This is a genomic window from Mycobacterium sp. DL440, from assembly GCF_011745145.1.
Taxonomy (GTDB): Bacteria; Actinomycetota; Actinomycetes; order Mycobacteriales; family Mycobacteriaceae; genus Mycobacterium.
Window position 1 is genome coordinate 3,412,015 of the sequence record NZ_CP050191.1, and the last position, 17,396, is coordinate 3,429,410.

Sequence of the window (17,396 nt, forward strand, 5' to 3'; positions counted from 1 at the left end):
CTACATGTCCGGTGACTGCCGAATCTGTCGGTGGGCGCCAATATCGTCGAGACACCCCAGCAAAAAGGATGCACCATGCGGTCGGCCGACGAATTCAGCGATGTGCTCCAGCTCATCGCGACTGGCATGAACGACTGCGAGATTTCGCGCCGAACGGGCATACCCCGAAAGACCGTTTGGCAATGGCGCCGCAAACCCGGGGTAAGGCCGAGATCTACAACCGATTCTTCAGGCCGTTGCACCGTCCATGACTTCTCTGCGCTTCCCGCCAAGGCGTATTGCTACGTCCTCGGCATGTACCTCGGTGATGGTTGCATCTCTCGAGGAACCCGGACGTGGCACCTGAGGATCACCCTGGACACGAAGTACCCGGGAATCGTCCACGGCTGCCGTGAAGCCATAGACATCCTCTTGCCCGGGCAGCACGCAGCCGTCGTCCGCCGCAAAGACAACTGCGTCGACGTCGTTCTGTGCTCGAATCATTGGCCATGTCTGTTCCCTCAGCACGGTCCGGGCAGGAAGCACACCAGACCAATCCGGCTCGAGCCCTGGCAGCAGGATCTCGTGGACCAAGCCACTGAAGAGTTCGTGCGCGGCCTGATCCACAGCGACGGTTGCCGGGTGGTCGCGAACGACCGCGGCGTCAAGAGCATCCGATACCATTTCACGAATCACTCGGAGGACATCCTGAACCTGTTCACCGCGGCGCTGGATCACCTCGGCATCCCGTGGACACGTTCCACCAAGTACGTCGTCTCGATCTACCGCAAGGCCGCGACCGCTCGCCTCGACGAATTCATCGGCCCCAAGGTCTAGTCGGACGGTCGCGCCTGACCAGACATGTCGATCAGCCTGTCCTGTTCGTCGAAACGGAACTCGGCATGCCCGTCGGGCAATGCGATCCGCAGGCCTGCCGGAATCTCGTCGACCTGGACCCCACGCACATCACCCCATGCCCACACGCTGCGGGGCGCGACCGGTAGTGCCTGTAACGCCTCTCCCACGCTGCGCATCAGACGGGGCACGGTCGGCTCGGGCAACCGCAGCCGATCGTCCGCCAGCACAATTGCGCCGATAGTGGAGCCGTCGGCGTCGAAGGTGTAGGTGGGCAATTGCCCGAGAAGGAGCGCCGCGACCCCACCCATCCACCACGCGAACTCACGCGGCTCAGCCTCACCGAGTGGAACTTCTGGGTCACGCAACTCGGCGACTTCGTACTGCTCTCCGAAGTTACGGATCAGTGCGCTGCTCTCGACGATCGAGGGCGGGTAGGCGGAGTTGGCCCATGCCCACAGCCAGGTGCCAGGTCCCTGCGCCGAGGAGCCGAGCAATTCAGCCCGAGCAACAAATGGGTCGGCTCCGTTCGTCGAGGCCTTCGAGAACACGCCGGCGCCGAGGTCCAGGCTCCAGTCCCCGTCGTACGGTGAATTTTCGCCGATGAGGTCGGAGAGGTGGGCTTGAGTCTCGGCTTGGACGATCGCGGCATCGAGAAGCAGGTCATAGAGCAGCACCCGAAAAGCCTAAGTGGCGCTAACCACCCTTCCAGGCACGTATTTTCGACGCCCGCGACCCGCGCCGTACCATGGACGAATGTCCACTACACGGCGTAGGAGACCAGCCCTCATCGCGCTGGTGTGCCTTGGCGCCGCAGGCTGCCTGGCGCTGGCATGGTGGCAGTGGACGCGTTACGAATCCGCCTCCGGCACCTTCCAGAATTTGGGCTACGCCCTGCAGTGGCCGATGTTCGCCGGGTTCTGCTTCTACGCGTACTACAAGTTCGTCCGCTACGAAGACGCCCCACCGGAGCGCCCCAGCGGCGACGTCACCGAGATTCCCGCGGGCCTGCTGCCCGAACGTCCCAAGGCCGCGGCCACCGACGCCGGCGACCGCGAACTTTCCGAATACAACGCCTACCTCGCCGAGCTGGCCAAGTCCGACCAGCCCGAGAAGAAAGACAGGACCGATAGATGACCGCACCAGAACCGGGCGCCGAGGTCACGCCGGCGGTTTCGACTCCTAAGGAGACCCTCCGTAAGGCGCTGCTGGGCTACCGCGTGTTGGCCTGGACGACGGGCATCTGGCTCATCGCGCTGTGCTACGAGATGGTGCTCAAGTACATCGTGCAGGTGGACAATCCTCCGGGCTGGATCGGCATCGTGCACGGCTGGGTGTACTTCATCTACCTGCTGTTCACGGCCAACCTCGCAGTCAAGGTTCGCTGGCCCATCGGCAAGACCATCGGCGTGCTGCTCGCGGGCACGATCCCGCTGCTGGGCATCATCGTCGAGCACTTCAATACCCTTGATCTCAAGAAGCGCTTCGAACTGTAGCTATCCCATCGAAGCCAACCGCTGAAGCAGCGGCCCGGCTTTGACCAAGGTCGCCACCTCCTCGTCGGTCATCTGAGCGAACTGTTCGCGGACGCCGGCGGTCCACGCCGCGTCGATCATCTTCTTGTGCTCGGCGGCCCTGGGCGTCACCTGCAGCCGAATGCAGCGGCGGTCGTGTTCGTCGGGCGCGCGGTCGATCAGGCCCCGCTCAACCAGTTTCCGCACCGTGGTACTCACGTTGCTGGGCTGCAGCGCCAGCACATTGGCGGCCTCGGACACACTGATGCCCGGATGGTCGCCCACCGTGCGGATGAGTTCGAACTCCGAGTGTGGCAACGGTTCCAGACCGACTTGCTTCTCACCGAACCGCCGTAGCGACCAGACCAGCGTCCGTACGGCGGCCGCAGTGTCACGAACATCACGCATCGCCCTGGGTACTCGGGGGGCCGTCATATCAGCTATATTACATATAACTTTATATATAAATCTTGAACCTAAGGTCGCATGAGTACTCAAACCACAAAAACCGAGACGACATCCCAGACACCTGCCTTGCCGCTGAGCTGGCTGGGTGTGCTGGCCCTGCTGACCGCCGTGGCACCGCTGTCGATCGACATGTATCTGCCCGCCTTCCCGGCAATGGCGGCTGAGTTCGGAACATCGGCCTCCGCCGTTCAGTTCACCCTGACCTCGTTCATGGTGGGCCTGGCCAGCGGGCAGTTGATCATCGGTCCGCTCTCGGACCGATTCGGCAGGCGCCCACTGATGCTCGCGGGCACCTTCGTGTGCATCCTGGCCGGCGTCGCCTGCGCGGTGGCTCCAAACATCGCCGTACTGACTGCATTCCGCTTCGTGCAGGGATTCAGCGGCGCAGCCGGCGTGGTGCTGAGCCGTGCTGTCGTGGCCGATCGCGCGCACGGCGCCGTGGCCGCACGGGCGTTCAGCCTGATGATGATCATCAACGGTGCCGCACCGGTGCTGGCACCGCTCATCGGTGGATCGCTGATGGGTGTGATCGGCTGGCGCGGAGTCTTCTGGATCCTTGCCGGGCTTGCCGTGGCGATGTTCATCGGCGTCGTCGCCGTACTCCCCGAGACCCATCCGAAAGACCGTCGTCACACCGGCGGCGTGGCCGCCATGCTCAGCGATGCGCGGTCGGTGCTGACCAATCGCGGCTACCTCGGCTACACACTGGCGTTCGCGTTCGGCTTCACCGTGATGTTCGCCTACATCGCGGCTTCACCGTTCGTGCTTCAGAACGTGCTCGGACTGTCCCCGCTGCACTATTCGTTCGCCTTCGCCGCGAACGCCGCGGGCATCGTCATCATGAATGCCGTCAACGCCAGAATCGTCGGCCGATTCGGGCAGCGCCGGCTGCTGCACCTCGGCGTCGGTCTGCTCGTCCTCTTTTCGGCCCTGCTGTTGGTGGACGCGATGCTGGGTCCGGTGCTGTGGGCGTCGCTGCTGCTGTTGTGGGGTGCGGTCGCGAGCCTCGGCCTGGTAGCCGCCAATGCGACATCGCTGGCACTCGATCAGGTCCGCCATGCGGCGGGCACCGGTTCTGCGGTATTGGGCGCGTTGCAGTTCGGCCTGGCGGCGGTGGTGTCACCGATCGTCGGGCTCGGCGGGGACCACACCGCGCTGCCCATGGCGGGGGCCATGTTGGTCAGTGCCTGCATCGGTGCGGGAGCACTGCTGCTGACTCGCCCGCGTCAGGTTGTTGCCATCGATTGACCCGGTTTGTCACGCCAGCGTGGCCCCCGAGCTTGGGATCCACGCTGGCGTGACAACGGCTGGGCCGCAGTCGATTCTGTGCACGCTAACGTGACACTCGAGCGCGACAGCCACTCCAGCGTGACAAACGAGCAGTGTGACAAACGCACGCCGTGGCGAGCTGGCTAAGACCCGGCCAATTCCCGCAGCGCAGGCACCAACAACGCCAGCGCCCGGCCGCGATGCGACGACGCGTCTTTCTCGGCGGGCGTCAATTCGGCTGCGGTGTGGGTAGATCCGTCAGGTAGGAACACCGGGTCGTACCCGAATCCCCCGTCGCCGCGGGGCTCGCGCACAACCGTGCCCGGCCACTCGCCGCGCACCACAGTCGAACCCGACGCAGAGACCAGCGCACACGCCGACACGAAAGCGGCGCCGCGTCGTTCATCGGGTACATCGGCCAGCTGCCCCAGGAGCAGAGCAGTGTTCGCGGCGTCGTCCCCGTGCTTCCCGGACCACCGGGCCGAGAGCACACCCGGCATCCCGTTCAGCGCCGAAACAGAGATCCCGGAATCGTCTGCCACACAAGGCAATCCGGTGGCGTGAAACCCGTCCAAGGCCTTGGCCAGCGCGTTGTCCTCAAAGGTCGCGCCGGTCTCTGGTGCCTCGTCGAACGGCGCCACGTCGGCCAGCGACAACAGCTCCAGACCAACCACCCCGGCCGCGTCCAGCACCCGCCGTAGCTCGGCCAGCTTCTTCGCGTTACTACTGGCTACCAGAAGCGAGGGCACTCAGTTTCCAAACGCTTTCTTGGGCGCTGGCCCCTCCGGCAGCACGCCCGGATACGGCAATTCCAGTGCCTCGCGCTGGACTACGAACAACTGCTCGCAACCCGCCAGCGCCGCGTCGAGCATCTTGTCCAGGGTGGAGCGCGGGAACGTCGCGCCCTCGCCGGTGCCCTGGATCTCCACCAGGGTGCCGGTGTCGGTGGCGACGACGTTCATGTCCACCTCGGCGCGCGAATCCTCGGTGTAGGGCAAATCCAGACGCACGCGACCGTCGACGACGCCCACCGACACCGCTGCGATGGCGCACGACAGGGGGCGCGGATCGGAAAGCCGTCCGGCCGCCGCCAGATACGTGACCGCATCGGACAGCGCCACGTACGCGCCGGTGATGGCGGCGGTGCGGGTGCCGCCGTCGGCCTGCAGCACGTCGCAGTCGACCGCGATGGTGTTCTCGCCCAGCGCGCCGAGGTCGATGCACGCGCGCAGTGAGCGCCCGACCAGCCGGCTGATCTCCTGGGTCCGCCCGCCGACGCGCCCCTTGACCGATTCCCGGTCGGAGCGGTCATGGGTGGCGGCAGGCAACATGGCGTATTCGGCGGTCAGCCAGCCCTGCCCGGAACCCTTACGCCAGCGGGGCACACCTTCGGTGACCGAGGCGGTGCACATGACGCGGGTCTGGCCGAACTCCACCAGTACCGAGCCGGCGGGATGCGATGTGAAACCGCGGGTGATGGTTACCGGGCGCAGCTCGTCGTCGAGACGACCGTCTTCTCGCTTGGACACCCGCCAACCCTAGCGGGTCAGCGCCGGGTGACGTCGAAGGTCTCGCCGCTCAGCACGGCGTGCACCGGGCCGTCGAACTCGGCCTTGGCCTCGCTGATTACATCCTCGCGCGACGTCCACGGCGGAATGTGGGTAAGCAGCAGCTCACCGACGCCGGCTTCGGCGGCTGCCCGCCCGGCCTCGGTGCCCGACAGGTGCAGGTGCGGCGGTCGGGACGGATCGTGCGTCCACGATGCCTCGCACAGGAAGACGTCGGCCCCGCGGGCCAGTTCGACGAGCGCGTCGCAGTACCCGGTGTCACCGCTGTAGACCAGGGTTGCCCCGGACGGATCGGTGAAACGCATGCCGAAGGATTCGGTGGGGTGACACACCAGCCGCGGTGTCACGCTGAGCGTGCCGAGCTGCACCGCGGAGCCGTCCTCCCAGTTGCGCACCTCGAAGATGTCGGTGAAGTCGTCGATCTCACCACCCTCGGGCGACGACGCCGCACCGAGCCGGGCCCAGGTGTTGACTGGCCCGTACATCAGCCCACGCTCGGTGGCCGGAATGGGGTGATAGCGCCGCCACACGAAGAGGCCGGGCAGATCCAGACAGTGATCGGCATGCAGATGCGACAGCAACACGTTGACCGAATTCGGATCGGCGTAGCGCTGCAGCGCACCCAGGACGCCCCCGCCGAAGTCGACGACCATCGGAGTCGTGTCAGGTGCGGTGACGAGATAGCCGGAGGCTGCCGAATCCGGGCCGACGACGCTGCCGGAGCATCCCAGGATGGTCAATCGCACAGTGTCTAGCTTGCCATGCTTGCTGTGCGCGTTGCCAAGACATCGCCGGTTTGGGCGACGGAGATCATTTTCCGACGCCCACGTGACGCCGGACCTGCCGCGCCCCGTCCAGCCCCGGCCCCAGGAAGCGGGCGGCCAGCGCGGTGAACGCCTCGGGATCGCCGGTGGCCTCGAACACCCGTTGGGCCGGGCCGGATTCGTGAGGCATCAGCAAATCGAGCTCGGTGAGCACCCGGAGGAGGTCCTTGGCGGTCTCCTCGGCCGAGGACACCAGGGAGACGTTGTCGCCCATGGCCAACTGGACGAGCCCGGACAGCATCGGATAGTGCGTGCAGCCCAGGACCAGGGTGTCCACCTCGGCCCGCTGCAGCGGTTCGAGATAACCCTCGGCCAGCCCCAGCACCTGACGACCACTGGTGATCCCGCGCTCCACGAAGTCGACGAACCGTGGGCAGGCCACCCCGAATACCTCGGTGTCACGTGCCGCGGCGAACGCGTCCTGATAGGCGCCCGAGGCGATGGTGGCGGCGGTGCCGATCACGCCGATGCGTCCGTTGCGGGTGGCGGCCACCGCGCGCCGGACCGCGGGCAGGATCACCTCGACCACCGGCACCGGTGAGTAGCGCTCGCGCGCGTCGCGCAGGCACGCTGAGGACGCGGTGTTGCAGGCGATCACCAGAGCCTTGACGCCGCGGGCCACCAGGTCGTCACCGATGGCCAACGAGTGCGCCCGGATCTCGGGAATGGTCAGCGGCCCATACGGACCGTTGCCCGTGTCTCCGACGTAGATGATGTCCTCGTCGGGCAGCTGGTCGATGATCGCGCGGGCCACGGTCAGACCACCGACGCCGGAGTCGAAGATGCCGACGGGTGCCAGGCGGTCGTTCATATGGTCATGCACTCAGACGCGGCTGGGCGGAACTCTTCTTCGCTTCGCGCGCCTTGCGTTCCGGTCCGGACAGCAGGTACGCGGCGATGATGCCCGCAAGGGCCCCACTGAGGTGGCCCTGCCAGGACACGCCCGCATTACCGGGCAGCACGCCGAACAGCACACCGCCGTAGACGAACAGCACGACGACGCCGATCACGATCTCCCACACGTTGCGGGTGAAGAAGCCGAACACGATCAGGAACGCCAGCCAGCCGAAGATCAGGCCGGATGCGCCGATGTGAGTGCTCGTGCACTGCACGCTCACGTAGGGGCAGTGCAGGCCGATGTTGCCGATCAGCCACGTGCCGAAGCCGCCCAGGATCCAGATGATCGCCGTCGCGGCGATGAATCGCCCCATCCCGGCCAGCGTCATGAGAAAGCCGAGCACCAGCGCGGGCACGGTGTTGGCGATCAGGTGCGGCCAGCCGCCGTGCAGGAGGGGCGCCCACAGGATGCCCCACAGTCCGTCGGTCTGCAGGGGCCGAATGCCGTCCTGGTCGAGCCGGTGACCCATCGCGGTATCGACGAACTCGATCACGTACAACAGCGCGACGAAACTGATGATCGTCACGCCGCCGACCATCCAGCCGGGCCGCTTCTTCGGCTCCGGCGTCGGTGTCGTTTGGTATCCGTACGGGCTCGTCATGCCCAAAGCTGCCCTTCCAACGCATCCTCTGCGTCATCCAGGCTACCGGCGTAGGCACCGGTCGACAGATACTTCCAACCGGCGTCGGCGACCACGAATGCGATGTCGGCGCGCTCGCCGGCCTTGATCGCCTTGGCCGCCATCCCCAGCGCGGCGTGCAGCACCGCGCCCGTCGAGATGCCGGCGAAGATGCCTTCGCGGGTGACCAGGTCACGGGTGCGTTTGACTGCGTCGTAGGAGCCCACCGAGAACCGCGTGGTCAGCACGTCGGGGTCGTACAGCTCGGGGATGAACCCCTCGTCGATGTTGCGCAGTGCGTAAACACCCTCGCCGTAGCGCGGTTCCGCGGCCACGATCTGCACACCCGGCACCTGCTCGCGCAGGAAGCGGCCGGTGCCCATCAGGGTTCCGGTGGTACCGAGGCCGGCGACGAAGTGGGTGATCTCTGGCAGGTCGGCAAGCAGCTCAGGGCCGGTCCCGTAGTAGTGCGCGTCGGAGTTGGCCGGGTTGCCGTACTGATACAGCATCACCCACGAAGGATTTTCTGCCGCAAGCTCTTTCGCCGTCGCCACGGCGGTGTTGGAGCCACCCTCGGCCGCGCTGAAGATGATCCTCGCGCCGTAGAGTTCCAGGATCTGACGCCGCTCGATCGAGGTGTTCTCGGGCATCACGCAGATCATGTTGTAGCCCTTGAGCATCGCGGCCATGGCCAACGAGATGCCGGTGTTGCCGCTGGTGGGCTCCAGGATGGTGGCGCCCGGGCTCAGCAAGCCGTCACGCTCGGCCTGTTCGATCATGCGCAGCGCGGGCCGGTCCTTGATGGACCCGGTCGGGTTACGGTCCTCGAGCTTTGCCCACAACCGCGCATGCGGCCCGTCCTCACCATCGTCCCAACGCGGCGAGAGGTTCTGCAGCCCCACCAGCGGGGTGTTGCCGAGGGCCTGCAGCAGTGAGTCGTGCCGTGCCATCGGCTATCCGCCTGCCACCGCGGGCAGGATCGTCACCGAGTCGCCGTCGGCGATGGTGGTGTCCAGTCCGCCGGAAAACCGCACGTCCTCGTCGTTGACGTAGATGTTGACGAAGCGGTGCAGCTTGCCCTTGTTGTCCGAGTCGATGAGGCGATCCGATATTCCGGAGTAGTTGGCCTCCAGGTCGCTGATCACCGCCGCCAACGTGTCGCCGGACGCACTGACGCGTTTCTGTCCGCCGGTGTGCGGACGCAGGATGGTCGGGATCGAGACGGTTACAGAAATGGGCTCAGCCATGTCGCTCCTTAGTTGTACTGCTCAACGATGTCGATGGGTTCCTCCGCGACGACGCCGTCGATGATGCGATAGCTGCGCAGCTCATGCTCGTCGGGGTCGCGGGTGGACACCAATATGTAGTGGGCGTCGGGTTCGGAGGCCAACGAAATGTCGGTGCGGCTCGGGTAGGCCTCGGTCGCGGTGTGCGAGTGGTAGATGACGACGGGCACCTCGTCGGCCTCGTCCATCGCCCGCCACACCTTGAGCTGCTCGCCCGAATCGAACCGGTAGAACGTCGGCGAACGCTCGGCGTTGGCCATCGCGACGAAGCGTTCGGGCCGATCAGAGCCTTCCGGCCCGGCGATCACCCCGCACGCCTCGTCGGGGTGGTCGGCGCGCGCATGCGCCACCATTGCCTCGACGAGATCCCGGCGGATCACCAGCACTTCATCACTCCTATCGCACTTCCTTCACCACGAACGCTCCGGGCAACATGTCACGGTAGGTCGGTATTCCGGCCACCGGCTCGGCAGCCAGCAGCCCGACCAGCACGGCGCGGGCCAGCACGTCGGCCGCGGCCGCCCCGACCTTGGTCACCAGCGCCGTCTCCGGCGACATCGCCACCGGGGTCTTTTCGTCCGGCTCGACGGTCACCGCGCCCGTCGCCAGCGCAAACACCGTATCGCCATCGACCGGGGTGTGACACGGCTGGATGGTCCGGGCCAATCCGTCGTGGGCGGCGACGGCCACCCGGCGGCACCCGGCGGGGCTCAGCGCCGCATCGGTGGCCACCACCGCGATCGTGGTGTTCAACGCGCTCAGCTCGGTGTGAAGTTCGGCGTAGGCCGCGAGTTGGTCGGCGGGCGGGGCGGTCAGCCTGAACTCCTCGATCAGCGCCGCCATCCACGGCAGACCGGTGGCCGGGTCGACCACGTCACCGGCGGCGTTGAGCACGACCAGGGCACCCACCGTCACCCCGCAGTCCAGCGTCACCGAGGCGGTACCCACGCCGCCTTTGAGGATCCCGGCCCGCGCGCCGACCCCGCCGCCGACGGTGCCGAGCGCGAAGTCGGTGGAGGCCGCGGCGGCGGCCGCATAACCGAATTCGGCGGTCGGCCGGTTCGCCCAGCCGCCCACCGGTAGATCGAAGATCACGGCGGCGGGCACGATCGGCACCACGCCACCGTCCATCGCCACTCCGCGGCCCTGCTCCTCCAACCAGGTCATCACACCGTCAGCGGCCGCCAGACCGTAGGCACTGCCACCGGTCAACACCACGGCGTCGACATGGCGCACAGTGTTGATCGGGTCGAGCAGGTCGGTCTCGCGGGTACCGGGCGCACCGCCTCGACCGTCGACGGCACCGACGGTCCCCGGCGGCGTCAGCACCACTGTCGACCCTGACGCCCACCCCGACCCCAACGACACATCGGGGTCGATGCGGTGATGGTGGCCGACCAGGATGCCGCCGACGTCGGTGATCGCACCCATCAGATCTACCTCCCCATCAGGCCCAGGACGAGGTACTCCTGCAGCACGGTCAGCCACTGGTAGACGTCGACGTGCCCGGCCATCGGGTGCTCGGCGGGCAACTGCTCGGGCCCCTGCGAGTCGATGTCGAGCATGGTGCCCAGCGCCAGCCGGATGTCGTTGACCGCGGCGGCCCATGCCTCAGCGTCGTCCTCGGTCAGCTCGAGCTTCCCGCCGCCCTCTGGGATGGTGTCCAACAAACGTTGGGCCGCTTCCCGTTTGGCGTCGATGATGGCCGGCTCATGCAGCCCGCGCAGCGCACTGTTGAGGCTCTCGGCGGTGCCCGAGCCGGCAGGATGTTCGGTCTGCGGCCGGTAGAAATCCGGGAGCAGACGCTTCATCGTGGCGTCCTCCGGCGGCTGAGGATTACCAGTCTTCATGCCGGTGATCATCTCGAGTTCGTCTGTGGGCCCGGAGGATCCACGCTCGTCGAGCATCCCGAGCATCGAGGTGCCCAGGCTGGACAACAACGAGGCCTCGTGGCCCTCCAATGCCGAGCGGTACCGTAGACCGTCAGCGGTCTCAATCCGTTTCCATTTGCGCACAGTCGATCAGCGGTCCTGTTGCATGGTGGCCCACAGCCCTGCGGCGTGCAGTTTGGTCACATCGGTTTCCATCGACTCGCGGCTGCCCGCCGACACCACGGCCTTGCCCTCGTTGTGCACCTGCAGCATGAGTTTGGTGGCGTGCGGCTCGGTATATCCGAACAGTTTCTGGAACACGTAGGTGACATAGGTCATCAGGTTGACCGGATCGTCCCAGACGATGGTCACCCACGGGCTTTCGGTGGCGGTATCTTCCTGGGGCGCGGCCCCGGCACTGCGCTCCTCGCGGGTCCCCGGTCGGGCCTTCGCCGGTGTAACCATGGGGCCACAATACCGGCGGCAACCCTGATACCCGAAACAGCTACGGTTGCTGGTGTGACCGTCGCGTTGCTCACCGACAAGTACGAGCTGACGATGCTCGCCGCCGCGCTGCGCGACGGCACGGCACACCGCCGCACCACGTTCGAGGTCTTCGCCCGCCGGCTGCCCGAAGGACGCCGGTACGGCGTGGTCGCCGGCACCGGACGCTTTGTGGAAGCGTTGGCACAGTTCAGCTTCTCTCCGGAGGAATTGGCCGAGCTGTCCGAGTTCCTCGATTCCGCGACGCTGGACTTCCTGTCGGCCTACCGGTTCAGCGGTGACATCGACGGCTACGCCGAGGGCGAGCTCTATTTCCCGGGTTCGCCGGTGCTTTCGGTCCACGGAACCTTCGCCGAGTGCGTGGTGCTCGAGACCCTGGTGCTGTCAATCCTGAACCACGACACCGCGATCGCCTCGGCAGCGGCCCGGATGACCAGCGCCGCTCACGGCCGGCCGATGATCGAGATGGGCTCACGGCGTACCCACGAGCTGGCCGCCGTGGCCGCAGCACGTGCGGCCTACCTGGCCGGGTTCACCGGTTCGTCCAATCTGGCCGCCCAGCAGCGCTACGGCGTGCCCGCGCTGGGCACCGCGGCGCACGCCTACACGCTGTTGCACACCACGGCGTCCGGCCCCGACGAGCAGGCGGCGTTCCGTGGCCAGGTGGCAGCGCTGGGCATCGACACCACCCTGCTGGTGGACACCTATGACATCACCGCCGGAGTGGCCAACGCGATAGCGGCGGCCGGCCCGCAGCTGGGCGCCGTCCGCATCGACTCGGGCGATCTCGGGGTGCTGGCCCGCCAGGTGCGCCAGCAGCTCGACGACCTGGGCGCCACCGGAACCCAGATCGTGGTCTCCGGTGACCTCGACGAGTTCGCGATCGCCGCCCTGCGCGCCGAGCCGGTCGACAGCTACGGCGTCGGTACCTCGGTGGTCACCGGATCGGGCGCACCGACCGCGGGCATGGTCTACAAGCTGGTCGAGGTCGACGGGATCCCGGTGGCCAAGCGCAGTAGCCGCAAGGAATCCCACGGTGGCCGCAAGCAGGCCCTGCGGCTGGCCAAGTCCTCGGGCACGATCGTCGAGGAAGTGGTCCACCCGTGCGGCCAGGCTCCGCCGGAGCCCTCGGGGCTCACCGCACGCCGACTCACCGTGCCGCTGGTCACCGGCGGCGCGCCCGTCGACGGGCACCACCCATCTGCCGACCTGACCACCGCGCGCGAGCGGGTGGCCGCGGGGCTGCACAGCCTGCCGTGGGACGGCCTCAAACTGTCCCGCGGGGAGCCGGCCATCCCCACCCGGGTCGTGGCATCGGCCCAGGTTCGTTAGTCCCGCACTGTGCCCTCCACTTCGAAGCCGACTGGAACCAAGCCATCCCGCGAGGTGGCCAATGTGGTGACCAATCTCCTCAAGATCGCCGTGAAAGGGCTCGGCGGCGCCGGTCGCCCGGGCCAGGTCCAGATGGCCGAGGCGGTCGCGAACGCCTTCGAGTCGGGTGAACACCTGGCGGTACAGGCCGGGACCGGCACCGGCAAATCGCTGGCCTACCTGGTGCCCTCGATCGCCCGGGCGTTGCAGACCGAGCAACCGGTGGTCGTCTCGACGGCCACCATCGCCCTGCAGCGTCAGCTCGTCGACCGGGACCTACCCCGGTTGGTGAACTCGCTAGCCGATGCACTGCCCCGCACACCCACTTTCGCGTTACTCAAGGGGCGCGGAAATTATCTGTGCCTCAACAAGATTCACAACGGAGCGACAGAAGACCCAAGCGCCCTCCCCCAAGACCAACTGTTCTCACCGATGGCTGTCAGCGCCATGGGCCGGGATGTGCAACGGCTGACGGAGTGGTCCTCGGACACCGAGACCGGGGATCGCGACGAGGTGGTCCCTGGCGTGCCGGACCGATCGTGGTCGCAGGTCAGTGTCTCGGCGCGCGAATGCATCGGGGTGTCGCGCTGCCAGTTCGGTACCGACTGTTTCGCCGAGCGGGCGCGGGAGAAGGCCGGGGCCGCCGACGTCGTCGTCACCAATCACGCACTGCTGGCCATCGACGCGCTCTCCGATTTCTCGGTGCTACCCGAGTACGAGTTGCTGGTGGTCGACGAGGCCCACGAACTGGCCGACCGGGTGACCGGGGTGGCCACCGCCGAATTGTCGGCGACCTCCATGGCCGTGGCGCACCGCAGGTTGTCCCGTTTGGTGGATGACGAACTGGCGCAACGGTTCGAGGCCGCGGTCGCGACGTTGTCCTCGCTGCTGCACGAATTCGACGCCGGCCGCATCGATGTGCTCGACGAGGAATTGGGCACCTACCTGACCGCATTGCGCGACGCCGCCAATGCGGCGCGCACAGCCATCGACACCACCCCGAGCGACCCCCAGGCCGCCTCAGCCCGCACCGAGGCCGTCACCGCACTGAGCGACGTCAGCGACACCGCCACCCGGATTCTCACCTCGTTCGTCCCAGCCATCCCCGACCGCGTCGACGTGGTGTGGGTGGAACAGTCCGACGGCCCGGCCGCCGCCAACGCCGGAAACGCGGCCCCCCGCCCCGGGCGCAGCCTGCTGCGGGTGGCGCCGATGTCGGTGTCGGGCCTGTTGCGCACCAGGCTGTTCGCCAACACCACCGCGGTACTGACCTCTGCGACGCTGACCCTCGGTGGCAACTTCGACGCGATGGCGCGCAATTGGGGTTTGGGCGGCTTCTCCAGCAACGACGGGGCCGGCGAGCCGGCCAAACCGGGCGGGGCCGGCGAGCCGGCCAAACCCGGCTGGCGCGGCATCGATGTCGGATCACCTTTCGATCACGCCAAATCCGCAATCCTCTACGTTGCCAAGCATTTACCACCTCCCGGGCGGGACGGCACGGACACTCGGACACTGGATGAGATCGAAGGACTGATCACCGCGGCCGGCGGCCGCACCCTCGGCCTGTTCTCTTCGATGCGCGCAGCCAAGGCCGCTGCCGAAGTCATGCGCGGGCGGCTGTCCACCCCCGTCCTGTGCCAGGGTGAGGACACCACTTCGGCTCTGGTGCAAAAGTTCTCCGATGATCCGGAGACATCGCTGTTCGGCACCCTGTCGCTCTGGCAGGGCGTGGACGTGCCCGGACCGTCGCTGTCGCTGGTACTGATCGACCGGATTCCGTTCCCACGCCCCGACGATCCGTTGCTGACCGCCCGGCAGCGGGCGATCAGCGCTCACGGCGGCAACGGCTTCATGGCGGTCGCCGCCAACCATGCCGCGCTGCTACTCGCCCAGGGCACCGGCCGGCTACTACGCCACACCGACGACCGCGGCGTCATCGCCGTCCTGGACTCGCGGTTGGCGACCGCCCGCTACGGCGGTTACCTGCGTTCGTCGTTGCCGCCGTTCTGGTCCACCACCGACCCCGACCGGGTGCGACAGTCGCTGAAGCGGCTGCGCGGCGAAGGTTGATATCGCAACCTGTGCTCGCTCGGTTAACTAGTGTGTGCGGCAATGACCCCGCGCGGACGGTTGTGGCCGCCAGAGTGCACCGGAAGGCGGCAACATGAGCCGACGCACCCTGCTCGGCATCGCTTTTGCGGTATGCACCGTGTTGCCGCTGGCCGCCTGCTCATCTCTGGTCGGCGGCGCGCCGGTGTCGGTGTTCAGCGATCCCTTCTCGGTTGCCGGCATGCCCGCCACCGACGGTTCCAGCGGTTTGCGTCCCGATGCCGAGGAGCCCTCGCGCACGGTCAAGAACACTGACGGCGGCAAGAGCGACAATCTCGCCGCCAGCGCCGTCAGTGACCTCGAGGAGTTCTGGTCGGAGGCCTACTCCGAGGCTTTCGACGGCGAGTTCCAACCGGTCCGCTCGCTAATCTCCTGGGACGCCGAGGGTTTCGACGGCCGATTCTGCGGAATGGAGACATACGGACTGGTCAATGCCGCGTTCTGCAAGCCCGACCGGACCATCGGCTGGGACCGGGGTGTGCTGATACCCGGCCTCCGCCGGCAGAACGGCGACATGGGCGCCGTCATGGTGCTCGCGCACGAGTACGGCCACGCGATCCAGCAGCAGGCCGGGTTGGTCAACCGCAAGACGCCCACTTTGGTCGCCGAGCAGCAGGCAGACTGCCTGGCTGGAACCTACATGCGATGGGTGGCCCAAGGCGATTCCCCACGCTTCACCCTCAGCACCGCCGACGGACTCAACAACCTGCTGGCCGCGGTGATCGCGTTCCGGGATCCTCTGCTCACGGAGTCCGAGGCCCAGCGCGGGATCGACGAGCACGGGTCGGCGTTCGAGCGGGTGTCGGCTTTTCAGTTCGGCTTCACCGACGGTCCGGCGGCGTGTGCCGCGATCGACGTCAAGGAGATCAATCAGCGCCGCGGCGAACTTCCGGTGCTGCTGGCCGAGGACCAGAGCGGCGATCTGGACATCACCGAACCCTGGGTCCGCTCGATGGTCGACGCGCTCAACATCCTTTTCAAACCAGCCAGGCCACCGCAGCTCAATTTCCGGTCCGACTCCGCGGTGGACTGTCCGAGCGCACGACCCAGCCCCCCGGTTTCCTACTGCCCTGACACCAACACCATCGTGATCGACCTGGCCGAGCTGCAGTTGCTGGCCGAACCGCTTGAGGATGTCGGCGGCAGCGGTCTGGCCGGCGGCGACAACACCGCATTTTCGGTACTGATCTCGCGCTACATGGTGGCGCTGCAGCACGCCCGCGGCCTGGTGCTGGACAACGCCGAGGCCGCGCTGCGCACCGCCTGCCTCACCGGGGTGGCGACGGCGAAGATGATCAAGCCGGTGACCGTACCCAACGGTGACACGATTCTGCTGACCGCTGGTGACGTCGACGAGGCGGTGTCGGGCATCCTCACCAACGGGTTGGCGGCCAGCGATGTCAACGGAGAGTCGGTGCCCTCGGGCTTCGCTCGCATCGATGCGTTCCGGGTCGGCATTCTCGGCGACGAGGAACGCTGCCTCAAGCGCTTCGCGTGACCGCTCAGACCACCTTCGTGGTGCCGTACCAGGCGAGTACCGCCTCGGATTCGTCGGTGGAGCGGGTCAGCACCGCATAGGACCGGATGAACGACTGCCCCACACAGCCGTCGATCTTCACCCGGAAGTTGCTGATCATCACCCACGGTTCGGTGCCCTTGAACTCCTTCTTGGCCACCGGGATGAGGTTGATGATCCCGGGTTTGAGACCGATCGTGATGCCGCCGCCGATGTTCGCGCCGACCCCCGGCAGGATGCCCTCGGGCCAGGGCGAGACCATATCGGTGCCGAGAATCCCGATGGAGCTGTTGATGCCGGCGGTGCCGCTCAACGACACACCGTTGGACGTGCTCATGTCGATGCCGCAGCCAATCTGGTAGCCGGCCTCCAGCTTGCCCTGCGGCTCGTCACCGCCGGGTCCGGCCATGGCTCCGCGGTAGGTTCCGCCGACGACGTATTCGCGGGACGAAATCGCTGTGGTCAGCGGTGGCACCACGGCCTGCGTCTCGTCGGAGGCCGACGCCGTCAGGTTCCAGCCGTCCGGGGTCTTGAGGTGGGCCGGCGGGGTCGACTCGACCAGGTCGGCGGCGGCCGGTTCACCCGGTGCGGGCACCACATCGGCGACGACCTCGACCACGGGAGCGACGACGGGATCGGCCCAGGCCTGTGCGACCGACGCCGCGCAGGCCACAGACACGGCGGTGAGCAGTCCCAACGAGCGAATCAACACAGGCGGCCTCTCGTTGCAGTCCCCCGCGGGAAC

At 67.0% G+C, this 17,396-nt stretch carries 21 protein-coding genes; 7 read left to right on the forward strand and 14 right to left on the reverse strand.

Annotation, left to right across the window (positions count from 1 at the left end; genetic code table 11):
* Positions 1 to 30: 30 nt before the first annotated feature.
* Positions 31 to 816, forward strand: coding sequence for an LAGLIDADG family homing endonuclease (locus HBE63_RS16405; protein ID WP_371814766.1), 786 nt, complete (start codon positions 31 to 33; stop codon positions 814 to 816).
* On the opposite strand, the gene HBE63_RS16410 is transcribed toward HBE63_RS16405, so the two are convergent.
* Positions 813 to 1,511 (reverse strand): DUF6882 domain-containing protein, encoded by a 699-nt coding sequence (locus tag HBE63_RS16410; RefSeq protein WP_166905682.1) that lies wholly within the window; start codon positions 1,509 to 1,511, stop codon positions 813 to 815. The genes HBE63_RS16405 and HBE63_RS16410 overlap by 4 nt on opposite strands.
* A gap of 79 nt (positions 1,512 to 1,590) precedes the next feature.
* On the opposite strand from HBE63_RS16410, the gene HBE63_RS16415 reads away from it, so the two are divergent.
* Both HBE63_RS16415 and HBE63_RS16420 read left to right on the forward strand, forming a co-directional pair.
* Positions 1,591 to 1,971, forward strand: coding sequence for a hypothetical protein (locus HBE63_RS16415; protein ID WP_166905683.1), 381 nt, complete (start codon positions 1,591 to 1,593; stop codon positions 1,969 to 1,971).
* The gene (locus HBE63_RS16420) at positions 1,968 to 2,330 is read left to right on the forward strand and encodes a DUF3817 domain-containing protein (protein ID WP_064885671.1); all 363 of its coding nucleotides are present in this window, start codon (positions 1,968 to 1,970) and stop codon (positions 2,328 to 2,330) included. Before HBE63_RS16415 ends, HBE63_RS16420 begins: the two co-directional genes overlap by 4 nt.
* Here the strand turns inward: HBE63_RS16420 and HBE63_RS16425 are convergent, their stop codons facing one another.
* Complete coding sequence (locus HBE63_RS16425; protein ID WP_243858088.1) at positions 2,331 to 2,783, reverse strand: MarR family winged helix-turn-helix transcriptional regulator; 453 nt, start codon at positions 2,781 to 2,783, stop codon at positions 2,331 to 2,333.
* Positions 2,784 to 2,834: 51 nt separating this feature from the next.
* Here HBE63_RS16425 and HBE63_RS16430 point away from each other — a divergent pair, with 51 nt between their 5' ends.
* A complete protein-coding gene (locus HBE63_RS16430) occupies positions 2,835 to 4,064 on the forward strand; it encodes a multidrug effflux MFS transporter (RefSeq protein WP_243858090.1) in 1,230 nt (409 codons plus the stop codon).
* A gap of 164 nt (positions 4,065 to 4,228) precedes the next feature.
* On the opposite strand, the gene HBE63_RS16435 is transcribed toward HBE63_RS16430, so the two are convergent.
* The 11 genes from HBE63_RS16435 to clpS form a co-directional block, all read right to left on the reverse strand.
* Positions 4,229 to 4,834: a non-canonical purine NTP pyrophosphatase gene (locus tag HBE63_RS16435; RefSeq protein WP_166905684.1), complete on the reverse strand. Its 606-nt coding sequence runs from the start codon at positions 4,832 to 4,834 to the stop codon at positions 4,229 to 4,231.
* Positions 4,835 to 5,614: a ribonuclease PH gene (gene rph, locus HBE63_RS16440; protein ID WP_166905685.1), complete on the reverse strand. Its 780-nt coding sequence runs from the start codon at positions 5,612 to 5,614 to the stop codon at positions 4,835 to 4,837.
* Positions 5,615 to 5,631: 17 nt separating this feature from the next.
* Entirely contained in the window at positions 5,632 to 6,399 is a 768-nt protein-coding gene (locus HBE63_RS16445) for a cyclic nucleotide-degrading phosphodiesterase (RefSeq protein WP_166905686.1), read from the reverse strand.
* Positions 6,400 to 6,463: 64 nt separating this feature from the next.
* Complete coding sequence (gene murI / locus HBE63_RS16450; protein WP_166905687.1) at positions 6,464 to 7,288, reverse strand: glutamate racemase; 825 nt, start codon at positions 7,286 to 7,288, stop codon at positions 6,464 to 6,466.
* 4 nt (positions 7,289 to 7,292) lie between these two features.
* Positions 7,293 to 7,976, reverse strand: a complete 684-nt coding sequence (locus HBE63_RS16455; RefSeq protein WP_166905688.1) for a rhomboid family intramembrane serine protease — start codon at positions 7,974 to 7,976, stop codon at positions 7,293 to 7,295.
* The gene (locus HBE63_RS16460; protein ID WP_166905689.1) at positions 7,973 to 8,944 is read right to left on the reverse strand and encodes a cysteine synthase; all 972 of its coding nucleotides are present in this window, start codon (positions 8,942 to 8,944) and stop codon (positions 7,973 to 7,975) included. Before HBE63_RS16460 ends, HBE63_RS16455 begins: the two co-directional genes overlap by 4 nt.
* A 3-nt stretch (positions 8,945 to 8,947) precedes the next feature.
* Positions 8,948 to 9,229: a MoaD/ThiS family protein gene (locus HBE63_RS16465; protein WP_166909878.1), complete on the reverse strand. Its 282-nt coding sequence runs from the start codon at positions 9,227 to 9,229 to the stop codon at positions 8,948 to 8,950.
* A gap of 20 nt (positions 9,230 to 9,249) precedes the next feature.
* Positions 9,250 to 9,633 (reverse strand): Mov34/MPN/PAD-1 family protein, encoded by a 384-nt coding sequence (locus HBE63_RS16470; RefSeq protein ID WP_208301465.1) that lies wholly within the window; start codon positions 9,631 to 9,633, stop codon positions 9,250 to 9,252.
* A 43-nt stretch (positions 9,634 to 9,676) separates the two neighbouring features.
* Positions 9,677 to 10,711: a P1 family peptidase gene (locus tag HBE63_RS16475; protein WP_166905691.1), complete on the reverse strand. Its 1,035-nt coding sequence runs from the start codon at positions 10,709 to 10,711 to the stop codon at positions 9,677 to 9,679.
* A 5-nt stretch (positions 10,712 to 10,716) separates the two neighbouring features.
* Entirely contained in the window at positions 10,717 to 11,295 is a 579-nt protein-coding gene (locus tag HBE63_RS16480) for a DUF2017 domain-containing protein (RefSeq protein WP_166905692.1), read from the reverse strand.
* A gap of 6 nt (positions 11,296 to 11,301) precedes the next feature.
* Entirely contained in the window at positions 11,302 to 11,616 is a 315-nt protein-coding gene (clpS, locus tag HBE63_RS16485) for an ATP-dependent Clp protease adapter ClpS (RefSeq protein WP_166905693.1), read from the reverse strand.
* Positions 11,617 to 11,709: 93 nt separating this feature from the next.
* Between clpS and HBE63_RS16490 the strand changes: the two genes are divergently transcribed.
* The 3 genes from HBE63_RS16490 (at position 11,710) to HBE63_RS16500 (ending at position 16,633) form a co-directional block, all read left to right on the forward strand.
* Positions 11,710 to 12,987 (forward strand): nicotinate phosphoribosyltransferase, encoded by a 1,278-nt coding sequence (locus tag HBE63_RS16490; protein WP_371815035.1) that lies wholly within the window; start codon positions 11,710 to 11,712, stop codon positions 12,985 to 12,987.
* Positions 12,988 to 13,053: 66 nt separating this feature from the next.
* A complete protein-coding gene (locus HBE63_RS16495) occupies positions 13,054 to 15,096 on the forward strand; it encodes an ATP-dependent DNA helicase (RefSeq protein WP_305848720.1) in 2,043 nt (680 codons plus the stop codon).
* Between the two features lie 94 nt (positions 15,097 to 15,190).
* Positions 15,191 to 16,633, forward strand: coding sequence for a neutral zinc metallopeptidase (locus HBE63_RS16500; protein WP_166905695.1), 1,443 nt, complete (start codon positions 15,191 to 15,193; stop codon positions 16,631 to 16,633).
* A gap of 4 nt (positions 16,634 to 16,637) precedes the next feature.
* Here the strand turns inward: HBE63_RS16500 and HBE63_RS16505 are convergent, their stop codons facing one another.
* Complete coding sequence (locus HBE63_RS16505; protein WP_166905696.1) at positions 16,638 to 17,363, reverse strand: MspA family porin; 726 nt, start codon at positions 17,361 to 17,363, stop codon at positions 16,638 to 16,640.
* Positions 17,364 to 17,396 lie beyond the last annotated feature (33 nt).